The sequence below is a fragment of the Halovivax cerinus genome, assembly GCF_024498195.1.
GTDB classification, from domain to species: domain Archaea; phylum Halobacteriota; class Halobacteria; order Halobacteriales; family Natrialbaceae; genus Halovivax; species Halovivax cerinus.
Genome location: NZ_CP101824.1, coordinates 1,311,038 through 1,334,721, shown reverse-complemented (window position 1 = coordinate 1,334,721; position 23,684 = coordinate 1,311,038). Strand labels below are relative to the sequence as shown.

The window sequence follows — 23,684 nt, the reverse complement described above, 5'->3', positions numbered from 1 at the left end:
ACACGGGCGGAACACCGCTCAGACGAGCGACGTCAGTTTCGAGAACAGCCCCTGAGTCTCCAGTTCCGGATCGACGTAGTTGGGGTACATATCCAGACGTTTGTACTGCTCTGCGGCTTCGAAATCACCATAGCCGAGTATCTGGAACGGTTCCGGCGGCTGTAGCCCCATCCGGACGAACGCATCGCGTACCTGGCAGGCGAGGTTGTGGTTCAGGTAGTCCTGGAACTCAGAGAGCGACCCGGCATCCATCACCGGCAACTCGAATCGGGCGTCCGGGTCGCGGTCGAACGGTTCGTCGGAGTCGGTGACGTGCTCCTCGCCGCGGTCGTCTATGTACGTCATGTGTAGTGACGAGGTGCCAGCGAGTTCCAGGCTCTCGGAGAGATTACCATCGGCAGCGTCGACCAATCCGGCGAGTTCCTCGCCGACCTCCCGCCAGGCGTCGAGTGCCGCGTCGGTGACACCACCGAGCGAACGGGTTTCGAGGGTCTCCGCCGAGAGGTCTAGACCGTGACGCGCGGCGATCGATTCCGCCTCGCTGGCGAACTCGGTTTCGAGTGGGTTTACCCCGAGGTAGGCGTTCTTGCGATAGAGCACGGAGTCGGGGCGTTTCGCCGCCGACGGAATCGGGACGACGCGCTCGATACCGGCGTCCTCGTGACTCCGAAGTTGCTGGTACAGGTCGCCGAAGTGGTGCTCGAACGCCGATTCAGAGAGGGTGGCGATGGCGACGCGAACGGCGTTGAGACGCTCCGGATGGATGTGCGGCGGCACCGTGTCGTAGCCGCGCTCGCAGTAGACGTAGTACTGGGCGAAACGGCGCGCCTGATTGTTCACCTCGTTTTCTTCTGGAGTGCGATCGGCTGCTTTGTCTGCATACGCATCACAGAGATGATGATAGATTTCTCCCCCTTCTTGCCTCAATTCTATTTTGTGCTTATTCTCGTTCTTATCAGTTACATGCAGACCGACACTCCGGTCATTTTCCCCAGTTATTTTTGCTTTCATATCAGGTTAGGTCCTCGGAGTTATTGACGTGTTCATCCCCACCGAACCGCTGACGGATCTTCTCGTCGACGAGTTTCTCGATCGACTGCTTGATACCGCCGAGTTGCTCTAGACCAACGTCCGGAATTTCGGCGTTGGCGATCGCGTCTCTGCCGCTGTCCCAGAGGTTCCCGTAGAGGAGTTTTCCGACGTCGGAAAACATCCCGGCGGCTATCGCACCCAGAGCTGGGTTCGCGGTCAACGTCGTGACCGCGAATCCGATACCGCCGCCGACGACGCCTTTGCCCGCCGTTTCGCCGACGACATCTGTCGTTCCTCGCTCCTGATTTTCGAGCGTCGTGATGATCTCGCGCTGGTTCTCCACGAGCGCCGCGATCGTCTCGTCCAGGTCTCCGTCGTCTAACTCCCGGAAGCGCGAGGTCTCCTCTTGCGTACTGCCCCCGAGACCCAGTTTGGATCCAATCGACGATAACGCCCCTTTCACCGATCGCTGGACGTGCACCTCCGTCTTGCCCATCCGCTGGATCCCGAGTTCGCCACCCTCCATCACGCGTTGCGCCGTCTCTTCCGCCTCGCGCTCTAACTGCGGATCCGGATCAATCTCCAGCTCGACGTTCGCCTGCGGCATCATCGAGATTGCCGCACCAGTCTGTTGCCGAACGTGCGCTAACTCGTGTGCGAGCAGATGCTGACCCTCCGGGCTCTCCGGGTCGTACTCGCCGTGATTGAACGCGATGTGATTCCCGACCGTGAACGCCCGCGCGTTAATGTCCTCGCAGGCCTTCGCGGCTTGTGGTCCCGTGTGAATCTGTACGTCGCCGAACGAGTCACCCATCCGCTCTTCGACTGCGCGCTGGATCGACGCGTCGAGTGACTGCCCCGACGAGGAGATGACCTCGCGCACGCTCTCCGGAACGCCGGCATCGCCTGCCGTGCCGGTCGCTCGATCCGCGTCTTCGTTGCGTTGGAGCGACGCCAGGTTCTGGCGCTCGATGTCGTCCGGGACTTCCTCGGGGCGATTCTGGAACTCGGCGATGATCTCACACGCACGCTCGCTCGCCGTCGGTCCCAGCGGAATCGGCTCGACCGTCGCCGGTTGCGACGTCCGCATGACCGGCATCCCGAGGGGCTGTGCATCGGTCGACGCCGTCACCCCTCCCTCTCGACGCGACCGGTGGGACGATCGCCGCTTCGACGACTTCGACGACTTCGACTCGTCGGACGACGATCGATCCGACCGCCGATGCACGGCCCGATTACTCATGGCCCACACCAGCTATCGAACGGCAGAATATCCGACGTTCGAGGACGACACCAACCTTCATGGCTGCTAATTTTATCGAGTACATAATAATTCTTTCCATCACTTTATCCGCGATGTCTGTGACCGTCGCGGGACATCGACGGGGTGAGCGCGTTCGGGACCCACGAGCCGTTCGTCTGAATCACGAACGAGAGTAACGACCCGACGTAGTGAAACAAAGGATTATTTACATCCATACGGAAGTATTCGGGTATGTACGAACGGCAGGGAGACCATATTCAAGACGAGCTCGACCGAATACTGGTTGCCCTGACCGGGCTCACGGGACTGACGGACGTCCCCGAGCGTCTCGACGTTACCGTTCCCGACGCTACTGCGACGGGAGACGCAGAAGGCGCGGCAAGTGATCTCGCAACGTTCGGGGAAAGGGTCAGATCGCTCTCTCCGTCTTCGAATCCTCCGGCCGAAGCGACCGTGGAGGCGTCTCGAACCCACCTTCAATCGGTTCTCGAAGAACGAGCTGCTACTATCGATCGACGACTGAAGACCGCTCGGAACGCAACTGTGGAACTGCGCCTCGATACGCTCGCCCGATCGTTCGACCTCTCGCGAACGCACCTCGACGCCATTCTCCTCGCGTTAGCGCCCGAGATTGACTGGAGCATCGCGGCCGTGTACGGCTCTCTGTGTGGGCTGGAACAATCAGTGATGCCACCGATAACCGTTCTCGAACAGATACTCGGCCGGATGGGCCACGGCTCGGCGCCCGGCGACGTCGCCCCGAAAGAAGCGCTCGCGGCGACCGGTCCGCTCTTCGATTACGGGCTACTCGTCAGGAACGTCGGAGCCCCCGCCACGCCCTCCAGTTTCGACACCGTCACCGTCGACGAGCGCATCGTCGACTACCTCAAGGGCGGCGACAGTCTCGACCACGCACTCGTCGATATCGTCTCCATCGACCACCCCGACCGCTCCCTCTCGGACCTCGTCTTCGACGACGAGACGGCCGACACCATCGGCGCCGTTCGTGACCGCTCCGCCGCGGCCGACGTACCCACCATATTTCACTTCTCCGGCGAGGACGGCACCGGCGACGACCGCCTCCCCGCAGCGCTCACCGACGCCGACACGCCGATTCTCTGTGCCGACGCCGCGGACATCGTCGAGGACGACGACCTGTGCACCCGCCTCGTCCGCGAGGCCGCCCTGCAGGACGCGACGATCCACCTCACCGGCCTCGAACGCGTCACCGACCGGACGGAGACTCCCGCGGTCGGCCTCGGCGAAGACGGCGGTGTCGCCATGCCCGATCCCGACGCGCCCACCGTCGACTCGATCGTCGAGCGGTTCGACGACGCGCCCGGCGACGTCTTCCTCTCCCACACGGAAGAGTGGAAACCCGACGTCGATCTCACCGACCACCGCGTCGAGACCGTCTACTGTCCGTTCCCCGAGTACGACACTCGACTCGAAATCTGGCAGGGGTTCGCCGACGAGGTCGCCGAGTCCTACCTGATCGAGACCGTCGCGACCAACTTCCGGCTCCCCCAGCGCGACATCCGGCGGGCGGTGAAGACGGCACGGTACCTCTGTCGCACCGACGGCGACGCCGCCGATATCGGGGACGGTCCCGTCGATATCGAAGGCGATTCCGTCGACCCGGACGCCATCGACGACAGCTCCGCTGACCCGGACGAATTGGGCGGTGGTGGCGCCCGGGCCGCCTTCGCCCCCGTCGACGGCGCTCTCGAACGCGAGCACCTCTACGAGGCCTGCAAGCGCTACTCCGCGTCCAATCTCGAAGCCCTCGCCGACCGGATGGAGCCCGGATACGAGCTGGACGACCTCTACCTCAACGACAAACCGAAGACCCACCTCCGGGAGCTCTGTGGCCACCTCCAGTACCGCGGCGCGGTCACCAGCGAGTGGGGCTTCGGCGAGCCCGGCAGCCGCGGCGACGGCGTCGTCGCGCTGTTCTACGGCCAGCCCGGCACCGGGAAGACCATGGCCGCCGAAGTCATCGCCAACGAGACCGGCCTCGATCTCTACCGCGTGGACCTCGCCCAGATCGTCGACAAGTACATCGGCGAGACCGAGAGCCAGCTCGCCGCCCTCCTGGACGAGGCCGAGCGCTCCAACGCCATCCTCCTGTTCGACGAGGCCGACTCCCTGTTCGGCGAGCGAACCGACGTCGGCGACGCCACCGACCGCCACGCCAACAACGTCACCAACTTCCTCTTACAACGACTGGAATCGTTCGACGGCATCGCCCTCCTCACGACGAACAAGCGCGGCGGTATCGACGCGGCGTTCAAGCGTCGCATCGCCCACTCCATCCGCTTCGACGTCCCCCAGGAGGACCTGCGGCGGCGCCTCTGGCGCGAGAGCTTCCCCGACGAAGCCAACGTCGACACCGACTCCTTCGACTTCGACTTCCTCGGGATGAAGACCCTCACGCCCGCTATCATCCGCAAGGTCGCCAAGTACGCCGCCTACATCGCCGCGACCGAGGCCCACGACGGCCAACCGCTCGACGGCGAGGCCACCTCACTGGAAGACGTCACGATCACCTTCGACCACGCCCTCCTCGGCCTGCAGTACGCCAGCGAGGCCGGCGGCGTCGCCCTCCGTGACGACGAGTTCTACTGGTACGAAGACCGCCTGCGCACCTACGAGACCAAACGCGTCAGCCGCGACTTCGACACCCGATTCCGACTGCGCTACCTCGACGGCGAAGGGCTCGAAGCGATGCCCGGCGTGGACGTCGCCGGCGAGGCTGAAGACGAACTCGACGGCGATGAGACGGGTAGTGATACCGACGGAGACCAAGAAACGGACGGTGACGCCGGTCGGGAAGTCGAATACAACCCGGAAGCGGAACCCCCTGACGAGTCAGCAGCCGACGCATCGAGGGCCACCGACACAAACGAAACCGACGCCGATGGCCACCCAACTGAAGACGAGAAACGGGGTACCGGCGCACGTACACCCGCCCCCGACCTCGATCCCGAAGCCATCGTCCACCACTTCTACGATCGTATCCGGGCCAAAGACGTCGACGGGCTGGCCGCGCTCTACCACACCGACGCCCTGGTCGACGTCCTCACGCTCCAGGACGTCGTCGCCATGACCCGCTCGAACGTCGAACTCGACGGCTCGATCGACCGCCTCGTCGACGAGGACGACCGCGTCGTCCTCGAGTTCGTCGAAGCCTCGAACGTCCACGAACTCACCACCGAGATCGAGTGCCGGCCCGACGACGCCGGCCGGTGGCGCCTCTACGCCATCAGACAGGACGAGCCGCCAGAGGCCGCTTGAGAAAACAGGCCGGCAGACGACTGGGACCGACCGGTCCTAGCCTCGAAGTCGCTCGACGGCGGAGACGGTCGGTGCCACCACGAACTCGCGAACGACGTACCGGCGTCGCGGGTTGCGTCGGATCCAGTCTGCGATCGGCGGACTCGTTCGATAGTACGCGGTGATCGCGACGCGGCCGAGCGCGTTCGCCGCGAGCACCTCGTCTCTGAACGCCCGGAGAACGTCGATCTCCTGGGCGCGGGGCGTGTCGTACGCCGCCGTCGCGATGAAACACGGGTCGACGGCGGTGACCGTCACGCTGTCCCGGTCGTCGGCGCTCCGCACGGTGATCTCGACCGCGCCCGACACCTCGGCCGCCGGAATCGTGAACGTCACCGCCGTCTCCGTCCCGGGTTCGAGCGTCACAGTCCGTGCGTCCGCGACGGGCGAGACGAGTTCGATCGGCTCCGTCTCTCGAGCGGTAGGAGAAACTCCATCGCGTGGACAGAACGGGCCCACGCGCTCGCCCTCGACCCAATTCATTCCGGAGGCGCTCACGGAGTCGGCCGCGGACGGATCGGGAGACTGGAGGGGTGTCGCTCGTCATCGACCGATGTCGGGGGGAGCGATGTCGGGCGGGGAACGCGCGATCCCCGTCGCCAGGGACGGCTGAGGCCAGAAACGATAAACGGTGTCGATCCAACGTAGGGCTGTGAAATTCGCCACCGGCAGTTCGGCCCCCACCCAGCCGGTGGCGGTCGTCGCCATCCACGCACTGGGCGTCGTGCTCACGGCCGGTGTGATCGTGGAGACGCTCGTACTGGCGCTCCTCGGGTCCGACGTCCAGTTCGGAGAGCTCTACCTCGCCGGAATGCTCTCGATGCTCCCGTTTCTCGCCTGGTTGCTGTACGCTCCGCGGCGGCTCGACCGGGCAGATGTCCGCCCGGCCCGGTACCCGCGGATCGGTCGCTGGGTGCTCGGCGGCATCGTGTCGTTCGTGCTCATCAACGCCGCGTTGATCGCGGCGATACCGCCGGGGAAGGTGGCGCTCGTCGTCGGCTGGGTCCGCTGGGCGATCGTCATCGGCGCGAGCGTCGGGCTGTTGATCGGGGTCATCGAAGCCAGGGCGGTCGAGCGCGCGCGGCGCGCCGAGCGAACGGCGGTGCGCGCCGAACAACTGAAAGAACAGCGCGACCTGCTCGATTACCTGAACAGCATCCTGCGACACGAGGTCCTGAACACGGCGGCGATCGTCGACGGCTACGCGACGCGGCTCATGGACGAGGGCGCAACGCTCGACGACGAGGAACGAGAGTGGGCGCGCGTGATCCACGCCGAGGCGGACGATCTCACGAACGTCATCGACGACGTCCAGGTGTTACTGCGGACAGCCTCGGGCGACCACGAACTGTACCCCGTCGATCTCGCGGACCTCCTTCGATCGGAGGTGGCGGCGCTCGAACGGTCACAGGAGCGTGTCACGATCGAGAGCGACATTCCGTCGTCGGTGTACGTCCGCGCGGACGCGCTGCTGTCCCGCGTGTTCGGAAACATCCTCGCGAACGCGGTCGAGCACACCGACGATCCGGACCCGTGGGTCGGGGTCACCGTCACCCGGGACGAGGGGACGGTCCGCGTCGACGTCGAAGACGACGGTCCCGGGATCGCACCCGACGAGCGCGAGACGATCTTCGATCGGGGGCGCGGCCACGCCGACACGCACGGTCTCGGCCTCTACCTCGTCGAGAAACTCGTCACGGCCTACGACGGGGACGTGTATCTCGCCGAGACGGGGCCCGGCGGGAGTCGGTTCACCGTGGAGCTGCCGCGCAGCCAGCCACCAGCCGACGCGCCGGCCAGAGAGACCGACGGTGCCCCGTCGACGGGGTGACCGCACGGTGGCGGCGCACCCATCGCGAGGGGTCCGGAGTCGGCGAGGAGGCGTCCATACGGCCGAAAAACAGCGCGTTATCGCGCCGCGCGGGCGCGTTCCGCCTCGATATCGGCGCGGTGACGGTAGCGCCGGGTCGCGACGGCGACCATCACCAGGCCGGCGAGGCCGACGAGGAGGTAGATCGCGGCTTCGATGGCGGGCATCGAGCCGAAGACGAGGTCGACGACGTTCAGGTTGGTGCCGACGAACTCGGTGAGGCCGACGAGGCCCCAGTTGAGCGCGCCGATCGTGACGAGGACCAGCGTGAGCGATTCGAGCCAGCCGAAGCGGGACGACGGTTCTGTGGACATTGGTATCACCGTGCATAGATAGGTCGCCGGAGGAGATAACCCGGTCGCCAGGACGTACTGACAGTCCCAGTCGCCGGTCAGTCCGACGATCGCACCCGACCATCGACCAGTCCGTCACTCTGACTCGTCTATCAATAAGTCTGGTCCGTCGCACCCGACCATCGACCAGCCCGACGTGTCGCACCCGACAACACGGGAGGGTGAAATCCGCGGCGTCTCTCCCGGAGCGTGCCGCTCGCCGAAACACTGACGTAGCTCGGAGAGCGAGGTGAAAGTGATGGAACGGGACCCCGACGAGGGGATGCTTGGCTGGGACGAGACGGTCTTTCGAACCGAGTCCGTCTTCGAGATCGACTACGTCCCGGAGACGTTCAAGCACCGCGACTCGCAGATGCAGAGTCTGACGTACGCGCTACGTCCGGCCGTCCGCGGATCGCGCCCACTCAACGTCCTCGTCAGGGGACCGCCGGGGACGGGAAAGACGACCGCGATCCAGCGTCTCTACGACGAGATCGGCGCCGAGACTCGGGACGTACGGACGATCCGGGTCAACTGCCAGGTCAACTCGACGCGCTATGCCGTCTTCTCACGACTGTTCGAGGGCACGTTCGACTACGAGCCGCCGTCCTCTGGCATCTCGTTCAAGAAACTCTTCGGCCAGATCGCAGAACAGCTCGTCGAGGACGACCGCGTACTCGTCGTCGCGCTGGACGACGTCAACTACCTCTTCTACGAGAACGAGGCCTCCGACACGCTGTACTCGCTGTTGCGCGCCCACGAGGAACACGCCGGGGCGAAGATCGGCGTCATCCTCGTCTCCTCCGATCCGACGCTCGACGTCGTCGACGAACTCGACCCGCGCGTCCAGAGCGTCTTCCGCCCGGAGGACGTCTACTTCCCCGTCTACGACGAGCGCGAGATCGTCGACATCCTCCGCGAGCGTGTCGAGCGTGGGTTCAACGACGGCGTCGTCACCGCACCGATCCTCGACCGCGTGGCCGAGCTCACCGCAGACAGCGGCGACCTCCGGGTCGGCATCGACCTCTTCAAACGCGCCGGCCTGAACGCCGAGATGCGCGGCTCGAAGACGATCTCCGTCGAGGACGTCGAGTCGGCCTTCGAGACCTCGAAGTACATCAGCCTCTCGCGGAGTCTGCAGGGCCTCTCCGACTCCGAGGCGGCGCTCGTGCGCGTCATCGCCGAGCACGACGGCGATCAAGCGGGCGACGTCTACGAGGCCTTCCACGAGGAGACCGACCTGGGCTACACCCGCTACTCGGAGATCGTCAACAAACTCGACCAGTTAGACCTCATCGACGCCGACTACGCCGAGATCGAGGGTCGCGGCCGCTCGCGTTCGCTCTCGCTGTCGTACGAGACCGACGCCGTGCTGGATCGGTTAGAGTGATCGCCAGTTACGACAGATTATTGAAAGAGTGCGTGCCACGATGGAGCATGCGACGTAGACACACGCTCGTCGCCGGAGGGGTAGCCCTCACGGGCCTGTTGAGCGGCTGTAGTGAGGATGGAGAGTATCCGTCGGAGACCAACGACACGCCGACAGCCACCGTGAGCGGTTCCACACCCGATTCCGGTCAGTTTGCGTTTCCCGAACATCGATTCGTGAACAATAGCGGCTATGGCGAGGCCTTCGTCACCGGTCAGGTAACGACCGAAGACACGGCCACCGATGGCAAAGTTCTCGTTCGGGTCACGTTTCGCAACGAGTCGGGAGCGAAACTCACCACGGAGACGGACGGTGTTGGCGCGATCGACGCTGGAGAGGTTAAAATCTTCAAGATATACGTCCCGCAGGATATGAAAGGCGACGCTGTCGCCGCCTACAACCTGTCGACGACACCCCTCGAATAAGATGAGAGGGACGTCGACGGGGCGAAGAACACAGGAGTGACGCAGTGCGGTCCGAGCCCCGGTCCCGACGGATCTCGTGAACCGGGTCGTACGTCATCCCTTCGATCGGTAGGCGGCCCATACGGGATCGCCCGACACTCATCGTCGAGCGATTCTACGCCGTACGTTCATGCCGATATATTCCGGGGACCGCCGTCGCCGAGCGTGCAATGTCCCCAACGAGACGAACCGCGATCAAAGGCACCGCCGTCGTCGGCGGGCTCACAGCCATTCCAGGTGCCGTCTACGCCACCGGAGAGCACGACGACGACGATCGAGAGACGAAAGACGACGGATCCGAACCGTCGGCGGCTCCCGAAGCCGCCGTTCGCGTCGCGCACCTCTCGCCCGACGCCCCCGCAGTCGACGTCTACCTCGCGGGCGACAAAGTGCTCGCCGACGTCGCGTACGGAACGATATCCCACTACCTGGGCGTCGACACCGGCACCTACAACGTCCGTATCACGGCCGCTGGCGACGCAGAAACGGTGGTCTTCGACGACGACGTCACGATCGGATCCGCGTACTACACCGTCGCGGCGATCGGCGAACTCGGGGCTGACACCTTCCAACCGCTGATCCTGACCGACGCTGGGTCGGCCCTGGTTCGCCTCGTCCACACCGCGCCCGACGCGCCAGCCGTCGACGTCTACGCCGGCGACGCCGCGCTCTTCCGGAACGTCGCCTTCGGCGAGGCCTCGGATTACGTCGCCGTTCCGGCGGGCGACTACGACCTCGCCGTCCGACCGGCCGGAGACGCCGAGACGACCGTCGCGACCGTCACGGCGAGCGTCGAGCGAGGAACGGCCTACTCCGCGTTCGCGATCGGGTACCTCGAACCGCCGAGCGACACCGACGGACGTGACTTCGCGGTCGAGTTCGCGGTCGACGGGCCGATGGCCGGCGACTGCTAGCGCCGCGCTGCGGCCCACCGAACGATTGCGAGAGTGACGTCGGATCGAACCCGACGACCTCGAATCGGTCCTGGCGGCACCCGATCGAACCCGACGACCTCGAATCGGTCCTGGCGCCGTCGGATCGGACCCGATGACCGTCACAGTTCCTATCATCCCCCATACACCTATACCACGTTGGACGTCGTAGGGAGTGTATGGGCGCGAAATCGGATGGAATCGGACGACGCGGATCCAGGCAGCGGACGAATCGACGACGTCTACTCAGGATGGGGACGATCCTGCTCGTCGGCCTCCTCATCGCCGGGACCGTGGCGCTTCCGGTGTCGGCGCAGACGGACGAGGCCGGCGGGTCGGTCGTCGTCGAGGAGGGAGAGACGGTCGAGAACGTGAACGCGTTCGCCGGGCACGTCGTCGTGCGGGGGACGGTGACCGGCGACGTCAGCGCGATGGCGGGGAACGTGCGGATAGCCGAGGGCGGGAGTGTCGAGGGAGACCTGCAAGCGTTCGCAGGGAACGTCGAGATCGCGGGAACGGTCGGCGGCGACGTCTCGGCGGCCGGCGGTAACCTCCTGATCGCCGACTCGGGGTCGATCGGCGAGGACCTGGAGGCCGGGGCGGGCACGGCGACGATCGACGGAGAGATCGGTGGCAACGCCGATATCGGTGCCGACACGATCACGCTGGGTGCGAACGCCAGCATCGGCGGCGATCTCTCCTACTCAGGCGACCTCCAGGGGAACCAGGACGCCGTCGCGGGATCGATCAGCGAGGACGCGTCGGTCGGGCCCGACGTCGGGCCGACCCTCGGACCGCTCGCATCCTGGCTCTTCGCCCTCTACGCGCTCGTCCTGAACCTGCTCCTGGGTGCCATCCTGCTCGCACTCTTCCCGCGCTTCTCGCGCCACGTCGCCGACCGGGTGTCCACCGCACCGCTCCGGTCCGGCCTCGTCGGCCTGGCCGTCCTGATCGTCGTCCCGATCTTGCTCGTGGCGATCGCGATCACGGTCGTCGGGATCCCGATCACGATCCTCGGCCTGTTCGTCTTCGCGCTTGTCTGCTGGATCGCGGTCGTCTACGGCTGGTTCGCCATCGCCGCCTGGGCCCTCTCCGCACTCGGCGTCGAGAGCGCGTGGCTCGCGCTCGTCGTCGGACTCGTCGGCGGCGCCCTGCTCTCGCAACTGCCCATCGTCGGCGGCCTCGTGACGTTCCTCGTCCTCCTGCTCGGGCTCGGCGCGCTGTCGATGGGACTCTACCGACATCGGCGGGGACGCCGCGAGTCGGGACCGAGACAGACCACGCTGGCGGGACCGGAGTGACGGACGGACACCGAATCGGACGACCGCGTCAGCGCTCTCCCAGCCCCGTCCGGTACGTCGAAAGCACCTCGATCGCCGCGGCTACATCGCCCTCGACGCCGGCATCGGCCTCTCGCTCGGCCTGGCGGAGCCGATTCAGGTAACCGTCGATCACGGCGTGGTCGACCGGCTGGTCACCGTTCGCGATCGCCTCTAGGTCGTCGGCGACAGCCCGAAGGTCGGTCGCAACCGATCCATCCGCGTCTCGTTCGGCGTCTCGAAGCCGGTCGCGTGCGCGCACTAATTCGTCCTCGTCCATCTCGCTCCGATCGTCGACGCCTGCGGGAAAAGCAGTTCGGGTGCCACTGACGTCCGAGCGGGCCGTCGATCGACCGCCGCGAACGGTCACTCCGATCTGACCAGCCGGGGCCCCTCGATCGGCTCGTCGCCGTCCCGGAGGACGGCCTCGTCACCGAACGTGACGGCGTCGCCGGTCTCGATCGTCTCGTCGGCGAGCTGTGCGACGAGAGAGACGTGCTCGAACGCGACGATTGCGAGCGGATTCGGCTGCCGAACGCCCGGCGGCGTGGCGTGGACGGTCGTCGTCGCGAGGACGCTGCCAGTCCCCAGCTCGTAGGTGTCCGCGTCGGCGGCGCCACAGGCCGGACAGCGCTGTCGGGTGTAGTACCAGCGATGGTCGCACGCGGTGCACACAAACGCACGGTCCGGGGGGACGGCGTCGCTCATGCTCCCTCCACGATCGTACAGATCGCGTTGTTGCCGAAGCCGGCGACGTTGAGCGCCAGACCGACCTCTGCGTTCGCGACGGGGTCCCGGTCGCCCGGTACGTCCCCGCGGAGCTGCCAGACGAGTTCGACGAGCTGAGAGATTCCGGTCGCCCCGAGTGGGTGGCCGCGAGCCTTGAGGCCGCCGCCGGGGTTGACGGGCAGGTCACCGTCCAGGTCGGTTTGCCCGTCGAGGGTCGCCCGCCAGGCGGTCCCGCGATCGACGAACCCGAGTTCCTCCAGTTCGAGCAACTCGAGGATGGTGAACGCGTCGTGAATGCAGGCCACGTCGATCTCGTCGTGGTCGACGCCGGCGGCGGTCATCGCCCGCGCGCCCGCGTCAGCGACGCTCGCGATCTCGAGGGGATCCGACCGCTCGGCGACCGCGTGCGTCCCCGTCGCGCCGGCGATACCGGCGACGCGGACCGGCCCCTCGTTGGCGTCGAGCACGAGTGCCGCGGCGCCGTCGCTGGTCGGGCAACAGTCGTACAGTCGCAGCGGTTCCGCGACCGGCGGCGACGTTCGTGCCTCCTCGCGGGTGATCCGCTTCTGGAACTGCGCGAAGGGGTTGTAGAGTGCGTTCCGGTGGTTCTTGACGGCGACGGCGGCGAGCGCGTCCGGATCTGCGTCGTAGACGTCGAGGTAGCGATCGGCCGCCAGGCCGGCGAACGACGGAAGCGTGACACCCTGGGCGTACTCACGGTCGTGGACGAGCCGACTGATGATCTCGGTCGTGTCGTCCCGATCCGATCGCGACATGATCTCGACGCCGACGACGAGCACGCGGTCCGCTCGGCCGGTGCGGATCGCGTCGACGCCGCGAAGGACGGCGCTGGCGCCGCTCGCGCTGGTGTTCTCGACGCGGTCGGCGACCGCCCCCTCGATGCCGAGGGCGCCACAGAGGGCGTTCTGGATGCCCGTGCGCGCTTCGAACGCTTCGGCCGCCATGTTGGCGACGTGCACCGAGTCGATCGAGTCGGGTTGGACATCCGCGTCGTCGATGGCTCGCCTGGCCGCTCGCTCGGCCAGCGCGACGCCACCGTCGCCGCTCTCGGATTCGAACGGCGTCATGCCGACGCCGGCGACGTGTGGGATGGCGGTCACGCGTCGTCACCCCGCTCACCGAACGCACCTCTCCGGGCGAGTTCGTCCAGGTCGCGGTCGTCGTAGCCGAGTGAGCCGAAGACGCTCCGGGTGTGCTCGCCGAGTTCCGGCGGCGGCGACTCGAACCCGCTCTCCGCGCGGCCGTACCGGATCGGGTGTTCGATCACCGGAATCTCGCCCCGGTCGGGGTCGTCGATCGTCCTCACCGTCCCCCGCGCCTCGGTCTGTTCGTTCGCCAGCGCGTCCTCGACCTCGAAGACGGGACCGGCGGGAACGCCGGCCTCGTCGACGAGGACCGTCATCCACTCGTCGGTGGTCCGCTCACGGAACGTCGCCTCGAGTTCGGTTTCGAGGGCGTCCATGTGCTCGACGCGGTCGGCGTTCGTCGCGAACCGGTCGTCGGTGGCGAGGTCGTCGCGGTCGAGCGCGACGCAGAGGCGGTCCCAGAGCCGGTCGTTGAGACACGCGACGTTCAGGTGCCCGTCGGCCGTCTCGAAGGTCTGGTACGGCGCGAGGACGGGATCCTTCGTTCCCATCCGGGTCGGCGACTCGCCGGCGAACGTCTTGCCGGCCTGCTTCGTGAGCCACGGGAGCACCGCGTCGAGCATGCCGAGTTCGAGGTACTCGCCCTCGCCGGTTCGTTCGCGCCGGAAGAGGGCGGTCACGACGCCGAACGCCGCCCACATACCCGTTATCAGGTCGGTCGTCGGGAGGCCGACTTTGACGGGCCGGCCGTCCGGTTCGCCGGTGACGCTCATGATTCCGCCCATCCCCTGGACGAGCAGGTCGTAGCCGGGTCGCTCGCGCCAGGGGCCGGTCTGGCCGAACGCCGAAATCGCACAGTAGATCACGTCGTCGGTGTGCGAGCGGATCGACTCCTCGTCGACGCCCAGACGCTCGGCCGTCCCGGGCCGGAAGTTCTGGAGGAAGACGTCGGCTTCGCCCGCGAGGTCGTACAGCGCCTCGAGTCCAGCGTCCGTCTTGAGGTCGAGTTCGACGCTCTTCTTCCCGTAGTTGACCGTCCAGTAGTACGGCGACTCGCCGTCGACGAACGGCGGACCCGAGTGGCGAATGTCGTCGCCGACGCCGGGCCGTTCGACTTTGATGACCTCCGCCCCCTGATTCGCGAGCATCAGCGAGCAGAACCCGCCCGTGACGAACGTCGACAGATCGATCACCGTCACGCCATCCAGTATGCGGCCACCGCCATCCATGTGATGGTTTGACGGTGCGTACAGCCGGGCAAAAGCGTTCCTATCAGGAGCGGAGGGCCGCTGGCGCGCGTCGTCTCACCACCCGATCCAACGTCCGACCGCGCGCCCGTCGAAACGACGGTGCTCCATTGCGCCGCTGCTCGTCCGTTCGACGGTCCCCATGGCGCCCGCGCGCTCGTCCGTTCGACGGTCCCGATCCGCCTCCGACCTCGTGCGTGTCGCTCAAGTGCGTCCGGACCCAGGCTAGCGTGATGAGTGAGACGCACTCGGGACCCCTCCAGCCCGACCGACCGGACGCCGACGCGCCGTTTCGGGTCGACGCCCCGTTCGACCCTGCGGGCGACCAGCCGGAAGCCATCGAGGGACTGGTCGAGGGGTACGAGTCCGGCGCCGACAAGCAGACGCTGTTGGGCGTGACCGGGTCGGGCAAGACCAACACCGTCTCCTGGACGGTCGAGCAGTTGGAGCAGCCCACCCTCGTCATCGCCCACAACAAGACGCTCGCCGCCCAGCTCTACGAGGAGTTTCGGAACCTCTTTCCGAACAACGCGGTCGAGTACTTCGTCTCCTACTACGACTACTACCAGCCCGAGGCCTACGTCGAGCAGACCGACACCTACATCGACAAGGACGCCTCGATCAACGACGAGATCGACCGCCTTCGCCACTCCGCCACCCGTTCGCTGTTGACGCGAGACGACGTGATCGTCGTCGCCTCGGTCTCGGCCATCTACGGCCTCGGTGACCCGCGGAACTACGAGGGGATGGCGATGCGCCTGGAGGTCGGCGACGAGATGGGGCGGGACGACCTCCTGAAGGGGCTGGTCGACCTGAACTACGAGCGAAACGACGTCGACTTCACGCAGGGCACGTTCCGCGTTCGCGGCGACACCCTCGAAATCTTCCCGATGTACGGCCGCTACGCCGTCCGCGTCGAGCTCTGGGGCGACGAGATCGACCGCATGGTGAAGGTCGACCCGCTCGAAGGCGAGGCCAAGGGCGAGCAGGAGGCCGTCCTCGTCCACCCGGCGGAGCACTACTCGATCCCCGAGTCCCAGCTCGAGCAAGCCATCGAGGAGATCCGCTCCGATCTCGACTCGCGCATCTCGTACTTCGAGCGCCAGGGCGACCTGGTCGCCGCCCAGCGCATCGAGGAGCGCACCACCTTCGACCTGGAGATGATGGAGGAGACGGGCTACTGCTCGGGCATCGAGAACTACTCGGTCTACTTCTCCGAGCGCGAGGTGGGCGACGCACCCTACACGCTACTCGATTACTTCCCCGACGACTTCCTGACCGTCATCGACGAGTCTCACCAGACGATCCCCCAGATCAAGGGCCAGTACGCCGGCGACAAGTCCCGCAAGGACTCGCTCGTCGAGAACGGCTTTCGCCTCCCGACGGCCTACGACAACCGCCCGTTCACGTTCGAGGAGTTCGAGGAACGGACCGACCGCACGCTCTACGTCTCCGCCACACCGAGTGACTACGAGCGCGAGACGTCCGACAACATCGTCGAGCAAATCGTCCGGCCCACCCACCTCGTCGACCCGAAGGTCGAAGTCGCCGACGCGACCGGCCAGGTCGACGACCTGATGGATCGCATCGACGAGCGCATCGATCGCGAGGAGCGCACCCTCGTCACGACGCTCACCAAGCGTATGGCGGAGGACCTCACGGAGTACCTCGAAGAGGCCGGCGTCGACGTCGCCTACATGCACGACGAGACCGACACCCTGGAGCGCCACGAGATCATCCGCTCCCTGCGCCTGGGCGAGATCGACGTCCTCGTCGGCATCAACCTCCTCCGGGAGGGCCTGGACATCCCCGAGGTCTCCCTCGTCGCCATCCTGGACGCCGATCAGGAGGGCTTCCTCCGCAGCGAGACCACGCTCGTCCAGACGATGGGGCGGGCCGCCCGGAACGTCAACGGTGAGGTCGTCCTCTACGCCGACTCCCCGTCGAACGCGATGGAATCGGCCATCGAGGAGACCCAGCGCCGTCGTGAGATCCAGCAGGCGTACAACGCAGAACACGGTTTCGAGCCGACCACGATCGAGAAGGAAGTCGGCGAGACGAATCTGCCGGGGAGCAAGACCGAGACGACGACGGTCTCCGGCCGCGAACTCTCGGACGACGAAGAGGCCGCACGCTACGTCGAAGAACTCGAAGACCGGATGGACGAGGCCGCGAGCAATCTGGAGTTCGAACTGGCCGCGGACATCCGCGACCGGATCATCGAGGTCCGCGAGGAGTTCGGGCTGGCAGGCCACGGCGACGACGAAGAAGGGATCGCGCCGCCAGCAGAGGAGTTCTAAGAACCGAACTTTTTCCCGCCGAACTTTTTACGCCTCGGGTGCGCAACGCGCACCGCGTGGCGGCTCTGCCGCCACGGATTCAGTTGCGGACAACGGCCCGCAACTCGCTCGGCGCAAAAACTTCGATGAAAAACACCGGAAGAGCAAGCTCTTCCGAGCCCTCACTCGCTTCGCTCGCGAGGAGGCCGCGAGCGCCGGCGGCGCTCGCGGATGCAACACTGTACTCGACCGCGACAGCCAGCCCATCACGGTTTCCTTCGAGCGGGGGAGGGTATCGTCGAGGAACGCGATTCTAACTCCGGGAACATCACGTCGATTAGAAGACTAGTGTTACTGCTTACCCACACACAGATTGCGAGAGTCGTCTTTACGCGGGGTCCAGCGAAGGGCTCGAGGATTGTGTGAGATTTGACGACAGGGAGGGATATTACTCGCGGCGACGACTCTCAGACATACCGAGGACGAGTTTGCGGACTGATGGTAGTGTATCGACACACTAGCCTTTTACCGACAGGGAGCCAATCGGGACGTATGAGCAGCGAGGGAGTCGACGCCGAAAGCAAGGTGTCGGGGAACCAGGCGAACATTCCCGCCCGAATTCGCCGTGAACTCGACATCGACGACGGCGACCACCTCCGGTGGCACCTCGAAGCCGACGGGAGCGTTCGGGTCGAGGTCGTCCAGCAGCGAGCGGGTACGTTCGCCGACTTCGACGGCTACGCCGGCGAGGAGACGACTGACGTGACGAACGACCACGACGCCTGGGGCGTGGACAGCGAGTAAATGCCCCGTGCACTCGTCGATACGTCGGTCCTCTACGCAGCGGCCTATCGAAAGGATGCCGCTCACGAGCCCGGGCTCCCGATACTCGCGGGCATCGACGATGGCTCGCTGCCGGAGGCGGTCGTCATCGACTACGTGCTCGCGGAGACGCTCAACGGCCTCGGGACTCACGCCGGCCACGACGCCGCCGTCGATCTCCTCGATCGGATCGAAGAAAACGCCCGCTTCCACATCGACTCGCTCAGTTCCGACGCTCTCGCGACGGGGAAAGCATTCTTCCGCCAATACGAACCGCTCTCTTTCTTCGACGCCTGTATCGTTGCGTACATGCAAACGGAGGGACTCGGCTACCTCTACGCGTTCGACGACGACTTCGATGTCGCCGAGGATGTCTACCGGCTCGAAACGGCGACGAACCCGTACGATCCGAACTGACGTCGACGATCAGATACGGACGGTCCTCACGCCACGCCGAAGCCGAACTCGGGCATGCCGAAGACGGGTTCCCAGAGGAAGAACAGCGCCACGCCGACGACGAGCGCCGGGAGGGCGTTGTAGATCGTCGCGACGATCGCGGCCTTCGGATCGATCGCGAGCAGCGGGAACAGCGCGTCGCCGTCCTGGGCGACGGCGTTGGACGCGAGCGCGGAGAACGGCAGGCCGCCCTCGGCGTAGACGCTGGCGAGCAGGATCTGCGGGCCGCAGCCGGGGATCAGGCCGACCGCGACGCCGCCGATCGGCGCGAGTACGCCGGCACCGGCAGCGATGGCGGAGACGTCGAGGCCCGTGAGGACGACGCCGTACTCGTAGGCGAGGAACGCGGCGAATACCCAGACGGTGACGAAGCTGGTCTCCATCGCCGCGTGGGTGGCTGTGTCGTAGAGCGACGAGAACGAGTCGCGGGCGCGAGCGACCTGCCCCTCGCCGACGTAGTGACGTCCGACGCCGTAGAGGTACAGCGAGAGCACAGCGCCCGCGAGCCCGAAGACGGTGAACGCTCCGTCGAAGCCCACGCCGACGGTCAGCGCGACCTCGGGGCCGCCACGAAGGAGGTACATCGTACCGAGGACGAGCCCGCCGGCGGCCGTCACCCACCAGGCCACGTGGGCGGCGTGAGAAAGCGGCGTGAGGATCTTCGAGGAGCGATCCGGACCGGCCTCGTGGGAGTGCGTCGGCGACCCGGACGGGTACTCGTGAGTCGGATTCGGCCCGACGCGGCTGTTGACGACGGTGCCTCCGTCGGTCGTCGCGGTGGGCGAAACGCGCGAGACGGCCGCGTCGACCCGGGCGACGCCGATACCGTACGAGTCGACGAGGTACCCCGTCGCCACCGAGGCGGCGAGGGCGATACCGTAGGCGTACAACGCGGCCTCGGGTGCCAGCGCCAGGATGACGAACGCAGAGTCGCCGGCCGTCGCGCCGAGCGTAGCAACGACGGTGCCGAAGCTGACCGACCCGCGGACGTACAGCGGCATGACGACGATCGCACCCCCACAACCGGGCGTCAGTCCGAGCAGCCCGCCGAAGAGCGGTTGCAACCGCTCGTTTTCCTCGAGCGCGCGGAGCAAGGCACCGTTCGTCCGATACTGGACCAGGCCGAACAGCAACACCGTGACCGCGACGAAGACGCTCACCTGGACGTAGCCGTCCCGGAGCGACGCGAAGAGGATCGACTGCAGGTCAGCCACGAGTATCACCTCGGTGGCGAGCGGGGTAGATTAGACGCATCTAATTCTCAGATTAGCATCGTGGCATAAATAAATTTCGTCAAGGGAGCCACAGTTCGGTCCCGGCACGCGCGACCGGCAACCGACTCGTCTGAATGTGAACGGAGCAGACCACGAAACCGAGCGGCTCCGGTACGAGATCCGGCGAACCCGGCAAAGCGTCCACGTCGATTCGTGTACGACGAAATCGACCGCGCGTTCGAACCCGACCGTGTGAAAGCGAAATCGACCGTGTGAAAGCGAAATCCGACACCACCGAGCGAGATGCAAGCGTAGCGCCGTCCGACAGGGACACCCTGATCGACTGAACGAACGGGCTGAACGAAAGCGGTTGACCGCCGCGACCGGCGTGATCCGAGCCGGTTTACTCGCACACGGGGACGATAATCGAGCGGAGCGGTTCGGCCGGCCTCAATCGTCACTCGGCGATTCCGTGGACCCGATGTCGACGAACGGTTGAGCGGACACGCCCTTGCGCTGGGCGTCCAGTTCCGAGAGCCCGTAGACGAGCGCGAGGAGCATCGCCCCACCGAGCGGGACGAGCAGGAACGGCGTCACGCCCGTGACCCCATACAGCAAATAGACGACCAGGGCGGCGGCGAGGACCGTTACCGCGTAGTAGATCTGCGTGCGGACGTGGTCGATGTGGTCGGAGCCGGCGAACGTCGACGAGAGGATGGTCGTATCGGAGATGGGCGAGCAGTGGTCGCCGAAGATGGAGCCGGAGAAGACGGCGCCGACGGCGACGGCCAGCAGCTCGGGCGACCCGTTGCCGATCTCGTAGGCGAGCGGGATCGCGATCGGCGTGATGATGGCCATCGTCCCCCAGGAGGTTCCGATGGAGAACGCGACGACCGCGGTCGTGAGCACGACGACGATCGGCAGCATCGTCGGCGTGATGAAGTCGGCCGTGAGCCCGGTCACGTACTCGCCGGTATTGAGCGCCCCCGCGACACTCCCGATCCCCCAGGCGAGCACGAGGATCGAGACGGCGGTGAGCATGATACCGAAGCCATCGAGGACGGTCTCCATGGACGTTTCGAGGTCGAAGGTACCGTCAGCCAGTCCCAGCACGAGCGCGGTGACCACCATCCCGAACGACCCCCAGACGAGCGCGCCCGTGAAGTCGACGTTGTTGAGGAAGTCCATGAGCACGTCGAGGTCGATGAGACCGAAGAGCACGTCGCCGTCCGAAAACAGGTCCAACGGCGCTGGGTCGATGGCATTGAATCCGGTGATAACCGCGCCGACGATGACGACCGTCACGAGTACGCCGATCGGCGCGAGAAACATTCGCAGTTTCGGGTCGTCGGGGATCGGCTCGCCGAGGTCCTCCTTCATACTCTGCAGCGGCGTCGCGTCTTCGCGCGTGAGGTTACCCGTTTGCTGGGCGCGCGTCTCCGCCGTGAGCATTTCCCCGAAGTCCCGGCGCGTGAGCACGACGATAAGTACCATCACGAGCGCGAGGAGACAGTACACGTTGAACGGGATCGACCAGAGGAAGGTGGCGAACGCCGACGGCGTCTCCCCCTCGATGTTTGCGTACTCCGTTCTGACGAGACTGACCTGGTAGGCGACCCAGCTCGATATGCCGAAGGTCGCGACGGGCGCCGCCGTCGAGTCGAGGATGTACGCGAGCTTCTCGCGGGACATCCGCATCTCGTCGGCGAGGTCCTTGACCGCCGAGCCGACGATGGCCGTGTTGGCGTAGTCGTCGAAGAACCACACAAGGCCGAGCAGCCAGGCGGCCACGCCGACGCGTCTGTGCGAGTCGACGCGGTTCGTCGCCGCGTTCGCGAGGGCGATCGGTCCGCCCAGGCGCCACATCAGTGCGATCCCGGCACCCAGCAGGAACGTGAACGTGACGATCTTGGCGTGGAACATGTCGTTGCCGAACGAGCCGATTATCCAGTCGAACGCCTCGACGACGGCGACGAACGGCACGGCGGCCCAGTCGACGAGCGTCTCGGCTCGTTCGGCCGCGAGGACCACGCCACCGGCCCAGACGCCGACGAACAACGACAGCAGCGCACGCCTGGTGACGATCGCCAGGGCGATCGCGAGCAGTGGTGGAACGAGCGACCACGCGCCGTACGCGGACGTGACAGTTGCTTCGGTCGTCATGGTTCGTTCGCCACACGTTGTCGAATAACATTATTCTGTGGGTCCGTTCATTCGACAGGCGTGGTCGTGATAGGGTCCCGTCCGACCCTCGTGTCGAGTTCAGCCGGGCCGAGACGAGCGACCAGTTGATCCGAAGGCCGAGACGAGATCCGAAAACGACACTGTGCGTGAAACGGAGCCGGCGACTGCTCTCGCGGTGTGGTAGCCGTACCGTCGTGACAGGGACGCCGCCGAAGATCGAAGCCGTCGCCACCGATTACTGGATCCACACTGGTCGGTGTCGGAGAGCGAACCCGCACGTCCGGTGAGAATCGATCGTCGTGCGCTCGGGGACGTGTACGTACGATTCGAGCGTCGATTCAGTCGTCACCGCCCGCCACTGATTCGACCGCCGAAACACGCTCCAGTCCGCGTTCGAGATCGGCCCGGAGGTCGTCGACGTCCTCTATCCCGACCGAGAGTCTGAGTAACGTGTCCGTGATTCCGATCGCCTCGCGCTGGGCGGGATCGAGCGGTTCGTGGGTCATCGCCGCGGGGAGTTCGATCAGCGACTCGACGCCGCCGAGGCTCACCGCGAGGGTGATCTCCGAGAGCGCGTCGAGGAAGGCGATCGCGTCGTCTTGCGTGCCCGCCAGTTCGAACGAGAGGACGCCGCCGTAGCCCGACTGCTGGCGGGACGCGAGGTCGTGCTGGGGATGCGATTCGAGGCCGGGATAGTGGACGGCCGAGACGGCGGGGTGCCCCTCGAGGAATTCCGCGAGTTCCATCGCGTTCGACTCGTGCTGGCGCATTCGCAGCGGGAGGGTCTTCACGCCGCGGAGGGTGAGGTAGCTGTCGAACGGCGAGAGCACGCCGCCGGCGGTGATCTGCTGGGTCAGTTCCAGCTCGTCGGCCAGCGCCGCGTCGTCCGTGATCACGGCGCCGCCGATCGAGTCGCTGTGCCCGTTGATGTACTTCGTCGTGCTGTGGGCGACGACGTCGGCGCCCAGGTCGAGGGGTTGCTGGAAGTAGGGGCTGAGGAAGGTGTTGTCGACTCCGACGAGCGCGCCGTGTTCGTGGGCCAGGTCGGCGATAGCGGAGACGTCGCAGAGGCGCATCAGCGGGTTCGTCGGCGTCTCGAGCCAGACGAGTGTCGTCCGGTCGTCGATCGCCGCGTCGACCGCGTCCGTGTCCGTCGCGTCGACGAACGTCACCTCGACGTCGAAGCGCCGGGCGAAGAGTTCCGTGAACATCCGCTTCGTGCCCGCGTAGAGGTCCTCGAACGCGACGAGACGGTCGCCGGGCGAAAGCACCGACAGCCCAACAGCCGCGATCGCGGCCGTGCCGGAGGCGAACGCCATCGCGTGCTCACCGCCTTCGAGTGCAGCGAGACGGTTCTCCAGGGTCCGCCGCGTCGGGTTCGAGAGGCGCCCGTAGAGGTACTGGCCCGCGTCGGGATCGACGTCGTCGAGACCCATCGACGGATCGAGTTCCTCGAGAGCGTAGGTGGACGCGAGGTGGATCGGAGAGACGGCGTCGCCGTACCCGCCCTCGTGGGCGAGCGCTTTCTCCCCCGCCGCCACGGCGCGGGTGTCGAACGCGGTCGACCGCTCGGAGTCGTGCATACGAGACACTCCGGTGCAGACCGTAATGAACTACCTGCAAAATTTGGTTATTCCGGAACGAGTATGTATTCGTTCGAGTTATCGGC

At 66.0% G+C, this 23,684-nt stretch carries 20 protein-coding genes; 9 read left to right on the top strand and 11 right to left on the bottom strand.

Translation table 11 applies throughout. The features are described from left to right. Positions 1–18: 18 nt before the first annotated feature. A complete protein-coding gene (locus NO366_RS06160; RefSeq protein WP_256533445.1) occupies positions 19–1,011 on the bottom strand; it encodes a DUF7958 family protein in 993 nt (330 codons plus the stop codon). Position 1,012: 1 nt separating this feature from the next. After that, positions 1,013–2,122 carry an eCIS core domain-containing protein gene (locus NO366_RS06155; RefSeq protein WP_256534006.1) on the bottom strand — a complete coding sequence of 370 codons (1,110 nt, stop codon included), beginning with the start codon at positions 2,120–2,122 and terminating at the stop codon, positions 1,013–1,015. Positions 2,123–2,527: 405 nt separating this feature from the next. On the opposite strand from NO366_RS06155, the gene NO366_RS06150 reads away from it, so the two are divergent. Beyond that, positions 2,528–5,593: an AAA family ATPase gene (locus tag NO366_RS06150; RefSeq protein WP_256533444.1), complete on the top strand. Its 3,066-nt coding sequence runs from the start codon at positions 2,528–2,530 to the stop codon at positions 5,591–5,593. Positions 5,594–5,629: 36 nt separating this feature from the next. Here NO366_RS06150 and NO366_RS06145 read toward each other — a convergent pair whose 3' ends face one another. After that, a complete protein-coding gene (locus NO366_RS06145; RefSeq protein WP_256533443.1) occupies positions 5,630–6,130 on the bottom strand; it encodes a CFI-box-CTERM domain-containing protein in 501 nt (166 codons plus the stop codon). A gap of 154 nt (positions 6,131–6,284) precedes the next feature. Between NO366_RS06145 and NO366_RS06140 the strand changes: the two genes are divergently transcribed. Beyond that, positions 6,285–7,463: a sensor histidine kinase gene (locus tag NO366_RS06140; protein WP_256533442.1), complete on the top strand. Its 1,179-nt coding sequence runs from the start codon at positions 6,285–6,287 to the stop codon at positions 7,461–7,463. 77 nt (positions 7,464–7,540) lie between these two features. On the opposite strand, the gene NO366_RS06135 is transcribed toward NO366_RS06140, so the two are convergent. Further along, positions 7,541–7,816: a DUF378 domain-containing protein gene (locus NO366_RS06135; RefSeq protein WP_256533441.1), complete on the bottom strand. Its 276-nt coding sequence runs from the start codon at positions 7,814–7,816 to the stop codon at positions 7,541–7,543. A gap of 277 nt (positions 7,817–8,093) precedes the next feature. Here NO366_RS06135 and NO366_RS06130 point away from each other — a divergent pair, with 277 nt between their 5' ends. The 4 genes from NO366_RS06130 to NO366_RS06115 all read left to right on the top strand — a co-directional run bounded on the left by NO366_RS06130 (position 8,094) and on the right by NO366_RS06115 (position 11,960). Further along, positions 8,094–9,224 (top strand): ORC1-type DNA replication protein, encoded by a 1,131-nt coding sequence (locus NO366_RS06130; RefSeq protein WP_256533440.1) that lies wholly within the window; start codon positions 8,094–8,096, stop codon positions 9,222–9,224. A 47-nt stretch (positions 9,225–9,271) separates the two neighbouring features. Next, positions 9,272–9,688 carry an FxLYD domain-containing protein gene (locus NO366_RS06125; protein WP_256533439.1) on the top strand — a complete coding sequence of 139 codons (417 nt, stop codon included), beginning with the start codon at positions 9,272–9,274 and terminating at the stop codon, positions 9,686–9,688. A 209-nt stretch (positions 9,689–9,897) separates the two neighbouring features. Further along, positions 9,898–10,641, top strand: a complete 744-nt coding sequence (locus tag NO366_RS06120) for a DUF4397 domain-containing protein (protein WP_256533438.1) — start codon at positions 9,898–9,900, stop codon at positions 10,639–10,641. 197 nt (positions 10,642–10,838) lie between these two features. Beyond that, complete coding sequence (locus tag NO366_RS06115; RefSeq protein ID WP_256533437.1) at positions 10,839–11,960, top strand: bactofilin family protein; 1,122 nt, start codon at positions 10,839–10,841, stop codon at positions 11,958–11,960. A 28-nt stretch (positions 11,961–11,988) separates the two neighbouring features. On the opposite strand, the gene NO366_RS06110 is transcribed toward NO366_RS06115, so the two are convergent. The 4 genes from NO366_RS06110 to NO366_RS06095 all read right to left on the bottom strand — a co-directional run bounded on the left by NO366_RS06110 (position 11,989) and on the right by NO366_RS06095 (position 15,042). Further along, positions 11,989–12,258 (bottom strand): DUF7553 family protein, encoded by a 270-nt coding sequence (locus tag NO366_RS06110; RefSeq protein WP_256533436.1) that lies wholly within the window; start codon positions 12,256–12,258, stop codon positions 11,989–11,991. Positions 12,259–12,344: 86 nt separating this feature from the next. Next, positions 12,345–12,686 carry a Zn-ribbon domain-containing OB-fold protein gene (locus tag NO366_RS06105; protein WP_256533435.1) on the bottom strand — a complete coding sequence of 114 codons (342 nt, stop codon included), beginning with the start codon at positions 12,684–12,686 and terminating at the stop codon, positions 12,345–12,347. Then, positions 12,683–13,795 (bottom strand): thiolase family protein, encoded by a 1,113-nt coding sequence (locus NO366_RS06100; protein WP_382274488.1) that lies wholly within the window; start codon positions 13,793–13,795, stop codon positions 12,683–12,685. The genes NO366_RS06105 and NO366_RS06100 overlap by 4 nt, the downstream gene beginning before the upstream one ends. Positions 13,796–13,824: 29 nt before the next feature. Next, positions 13,825–15,042 (bottom strand): CaiB/BaiF CoA transferase family protein, encoded by a 1,218-nt coding sequence (locus tag NO366_RS06095; RefSeq protein ID WP_256533433.1) that lies wholly within the window; start codon positions 15,040–15,042, stop codon positions 13,825–13,827. A 251-nt stretch (positions 15,043–15,293) separates the two neighbouring features. Here NO366_RS06095 and uvrB point away from each other — a divergent pair, with 251 nt between their 5' ends. The 3 genes from uvrB to NO366_RS06080 all read left to right on the top strand — a co-directional run bounded on the left by uvrB (position 15,294) and on the right by NO366_RS06080 (position 18,578). Further along, positions 15,294–17,360, top strand: a complete 2,067-nt coding sequence (uvrB, locus tag NO366_RS06090) for an excinuclease ABC subunit UvrB (protein ID WP_256533432.1) — start codon at positions 15,294–15,296, stop codon at positions 17,358–17,360. Between the two features lie 531 nt (positions 17,361–17,891). Then, entirely contained in the window at positions 17,892–18,143 is a 252-nt protein-coding gene (locus tag NO366_RS06085) for an AbrB/MazE/SpoVT family DNA-binding domain-containing protein (protein WP_256533431.1), read from the top strand. After that, positions 18,144–18,578: a PIN domain-containing protein gene (locus NO366_RS06080; RefSeq protein WP_256533430.1), complete on the top strand. Its 435-nt coding sequence runs from the start codon at positions 18,144–18,146 to the stop codon at positions 18,576–18,578. Between the two features lie 26 nt (positions 18,579–18,604). On the opposite strand, the gene NO366_RS06075 is transcribed toward NO366_RS06080, so the two are convergent. The 3 genes from NO366_RS06075 to NO366_RS06065 form a co-directional block, all read right to left on the bottom strand. Then, the gene (locus NO366_RS06075; RefSeq protein ID WP_256533429.1) at positions 18,605–19,831 is read right to left on the bottom strand and encodes a putative manganese transporter; all 1,227 of its coding nucleotides are present in this window, start codon (positions 19,829–19,831) and stop codon (positions 18,605–18,607) included. Between the two features lie 450 nt (positions 19,832–20,281). After that, positions 20,282–21,994 (bottom strand): Na+/H+ antiporter NhaC family protein, encoded by a 1,713-nt coding sequence (locus tag NO366_RS06070; protein WP_256533428.1) that lies wholly within the window; start codon positions 21,992–21,994, stop codon positions 20,282–20,284. A gap of 359 nt (positions 21,995–22,353) precedes the next feature. Continuing rightward, on the bottom strand, positions 22,354–23,598 hold the full coding sequence (locus NO366_RS06065) for a trans-sulfuration enzyme family protein (protein ID WP_256533427.1): 1,245 nt from the start codon (positions 23,596–23,598) through the stop codon (positions 22,354–22,356). Positions 23,599–23,684: the final 86 nt, after the last annotated feature.

Excerpts from the sequence above, each read along its gene's own strand:
- NO366_RS06065 (WP_256533427.1), bottom strand. The coding sequence starts at position 23,598 with ATGCACGACTCCGAGCGGTCGACCGCGTTCGACACCCGCGCCGTGGCG.
- uvrB (WP_256533432.1), top strand. The coding sequence starts at position 15,294 with ATGAGTGAGACGCACTCGGGACCCCTCCAGCCCGACCGACCGGACGCC.
- NO366_RS06085 (WP_256533431.1), top strand. The coding sequence starts at position 17,892 with ATGAGCAGCGAGGGAGTCGACGCCGAAAGCAAGGTGTCGGGGAACCAG.
- NO366_RS06080 (WP_256533430.1), top strand. The coding sequence starts at position 18,144 with ATGCCCCGTGCACTCGTCGATACGTCGGTCCTCTACGCAGCGGCCTAT.
- NO366_RS06115 (WP_256533437.1), top strand. The coding sequence starts at position 10,839 with ATGGGCGCGAAATCGGATGGAATCGGACGACGCGGATCCAGGCAGCGG.
- NO366_RS06130 (WP_256533440.1), top strand. The coding sequence starts at position 8,094 with ATGGAACGGGACCCCGACGAGGGGATGCTTGGCTGGGACGAGACGGTC.
- NO366_RS06160 (WP_256533445.1), bottom strand. The coding sequence starts at position 1,011 with ATGAAAGCAAAAATAACTGGGGAAAATGACCGGAGTGTCGGTCTGCAT.
- NO366_RS06105 (WP_256533435.1), bottom strand. The coding sequence starts at position 12,686 with ATGAGCGACGCCGTCCCCCCGGACCGTGCGTTTGTGTGCACCGCGTGC.
- NO366_RS06135 (WP_256533441.1), bottom strand. The coding sequence starts at position 7,816 with ATGTCCACAGAACCGTCGTCCCGCTTCGGCTGGCTCGAATCGCTCACG.
- NO366_RS06125 (WP_256533439.1), top strand. The coding sequence starts at position 9,272 with ATGCGACGTAGACACACGCTCGTCGCCGGAGGGGTAGCCCTCACGGGC.
- NO366_RS06155 (WP_256534006.1), bottom strand. The coding sequence starts at position 2,122 with ATGCGGACGTCGCAACCGGCGACGGTCGAGCCGATTCCGCTGGGACCG.
- NO366_RS06070 (WP_256533428.1), bottom strand. The coding sequence starts at position 21,994 with ATGACGACCGAAGCAACTGTCACGTCCGCGTACGGCGCGTGGTCGCTC.
- NO366_RS06095 (WP_256533433.1), bottom strand. The coding sequence starts at position 15,042 with ATGGATGGCGGTGGCCGCATACTGGATGGCGTGACGGTGATCGATCTG.
- NO366_RS06120 (WP_256533438.1), top strand. The coding sequence starts at position 9,898 with ATGTCCCCAACGAGACGAACCGCGATCAAAGGCACCGCCGTCGTCGGC.
- NO366_RS06100 (WP_382274488.1), bottom strand. The coding sequence starts at position 13,795 with ATGACGCCGTTCGAATCCGAGAGCGGCGACGGTGGCGTCGCGCTGGCC.
- NO366_RS06110 (WP_256533436.1), bottom strand. The coding sequence starts at position 12,258 with ATGGACGAGGACGAATTAGTGCGCGCACGCGACCGGCTTCGAGACGCC.
- NO366_RS06150 (WP_256533444.1), top strand. The coding sequence starts at position 2,528 with ATGTACGAACGGCAGGGAGACCATATTCAAGACGAGCTCGACCGAATA.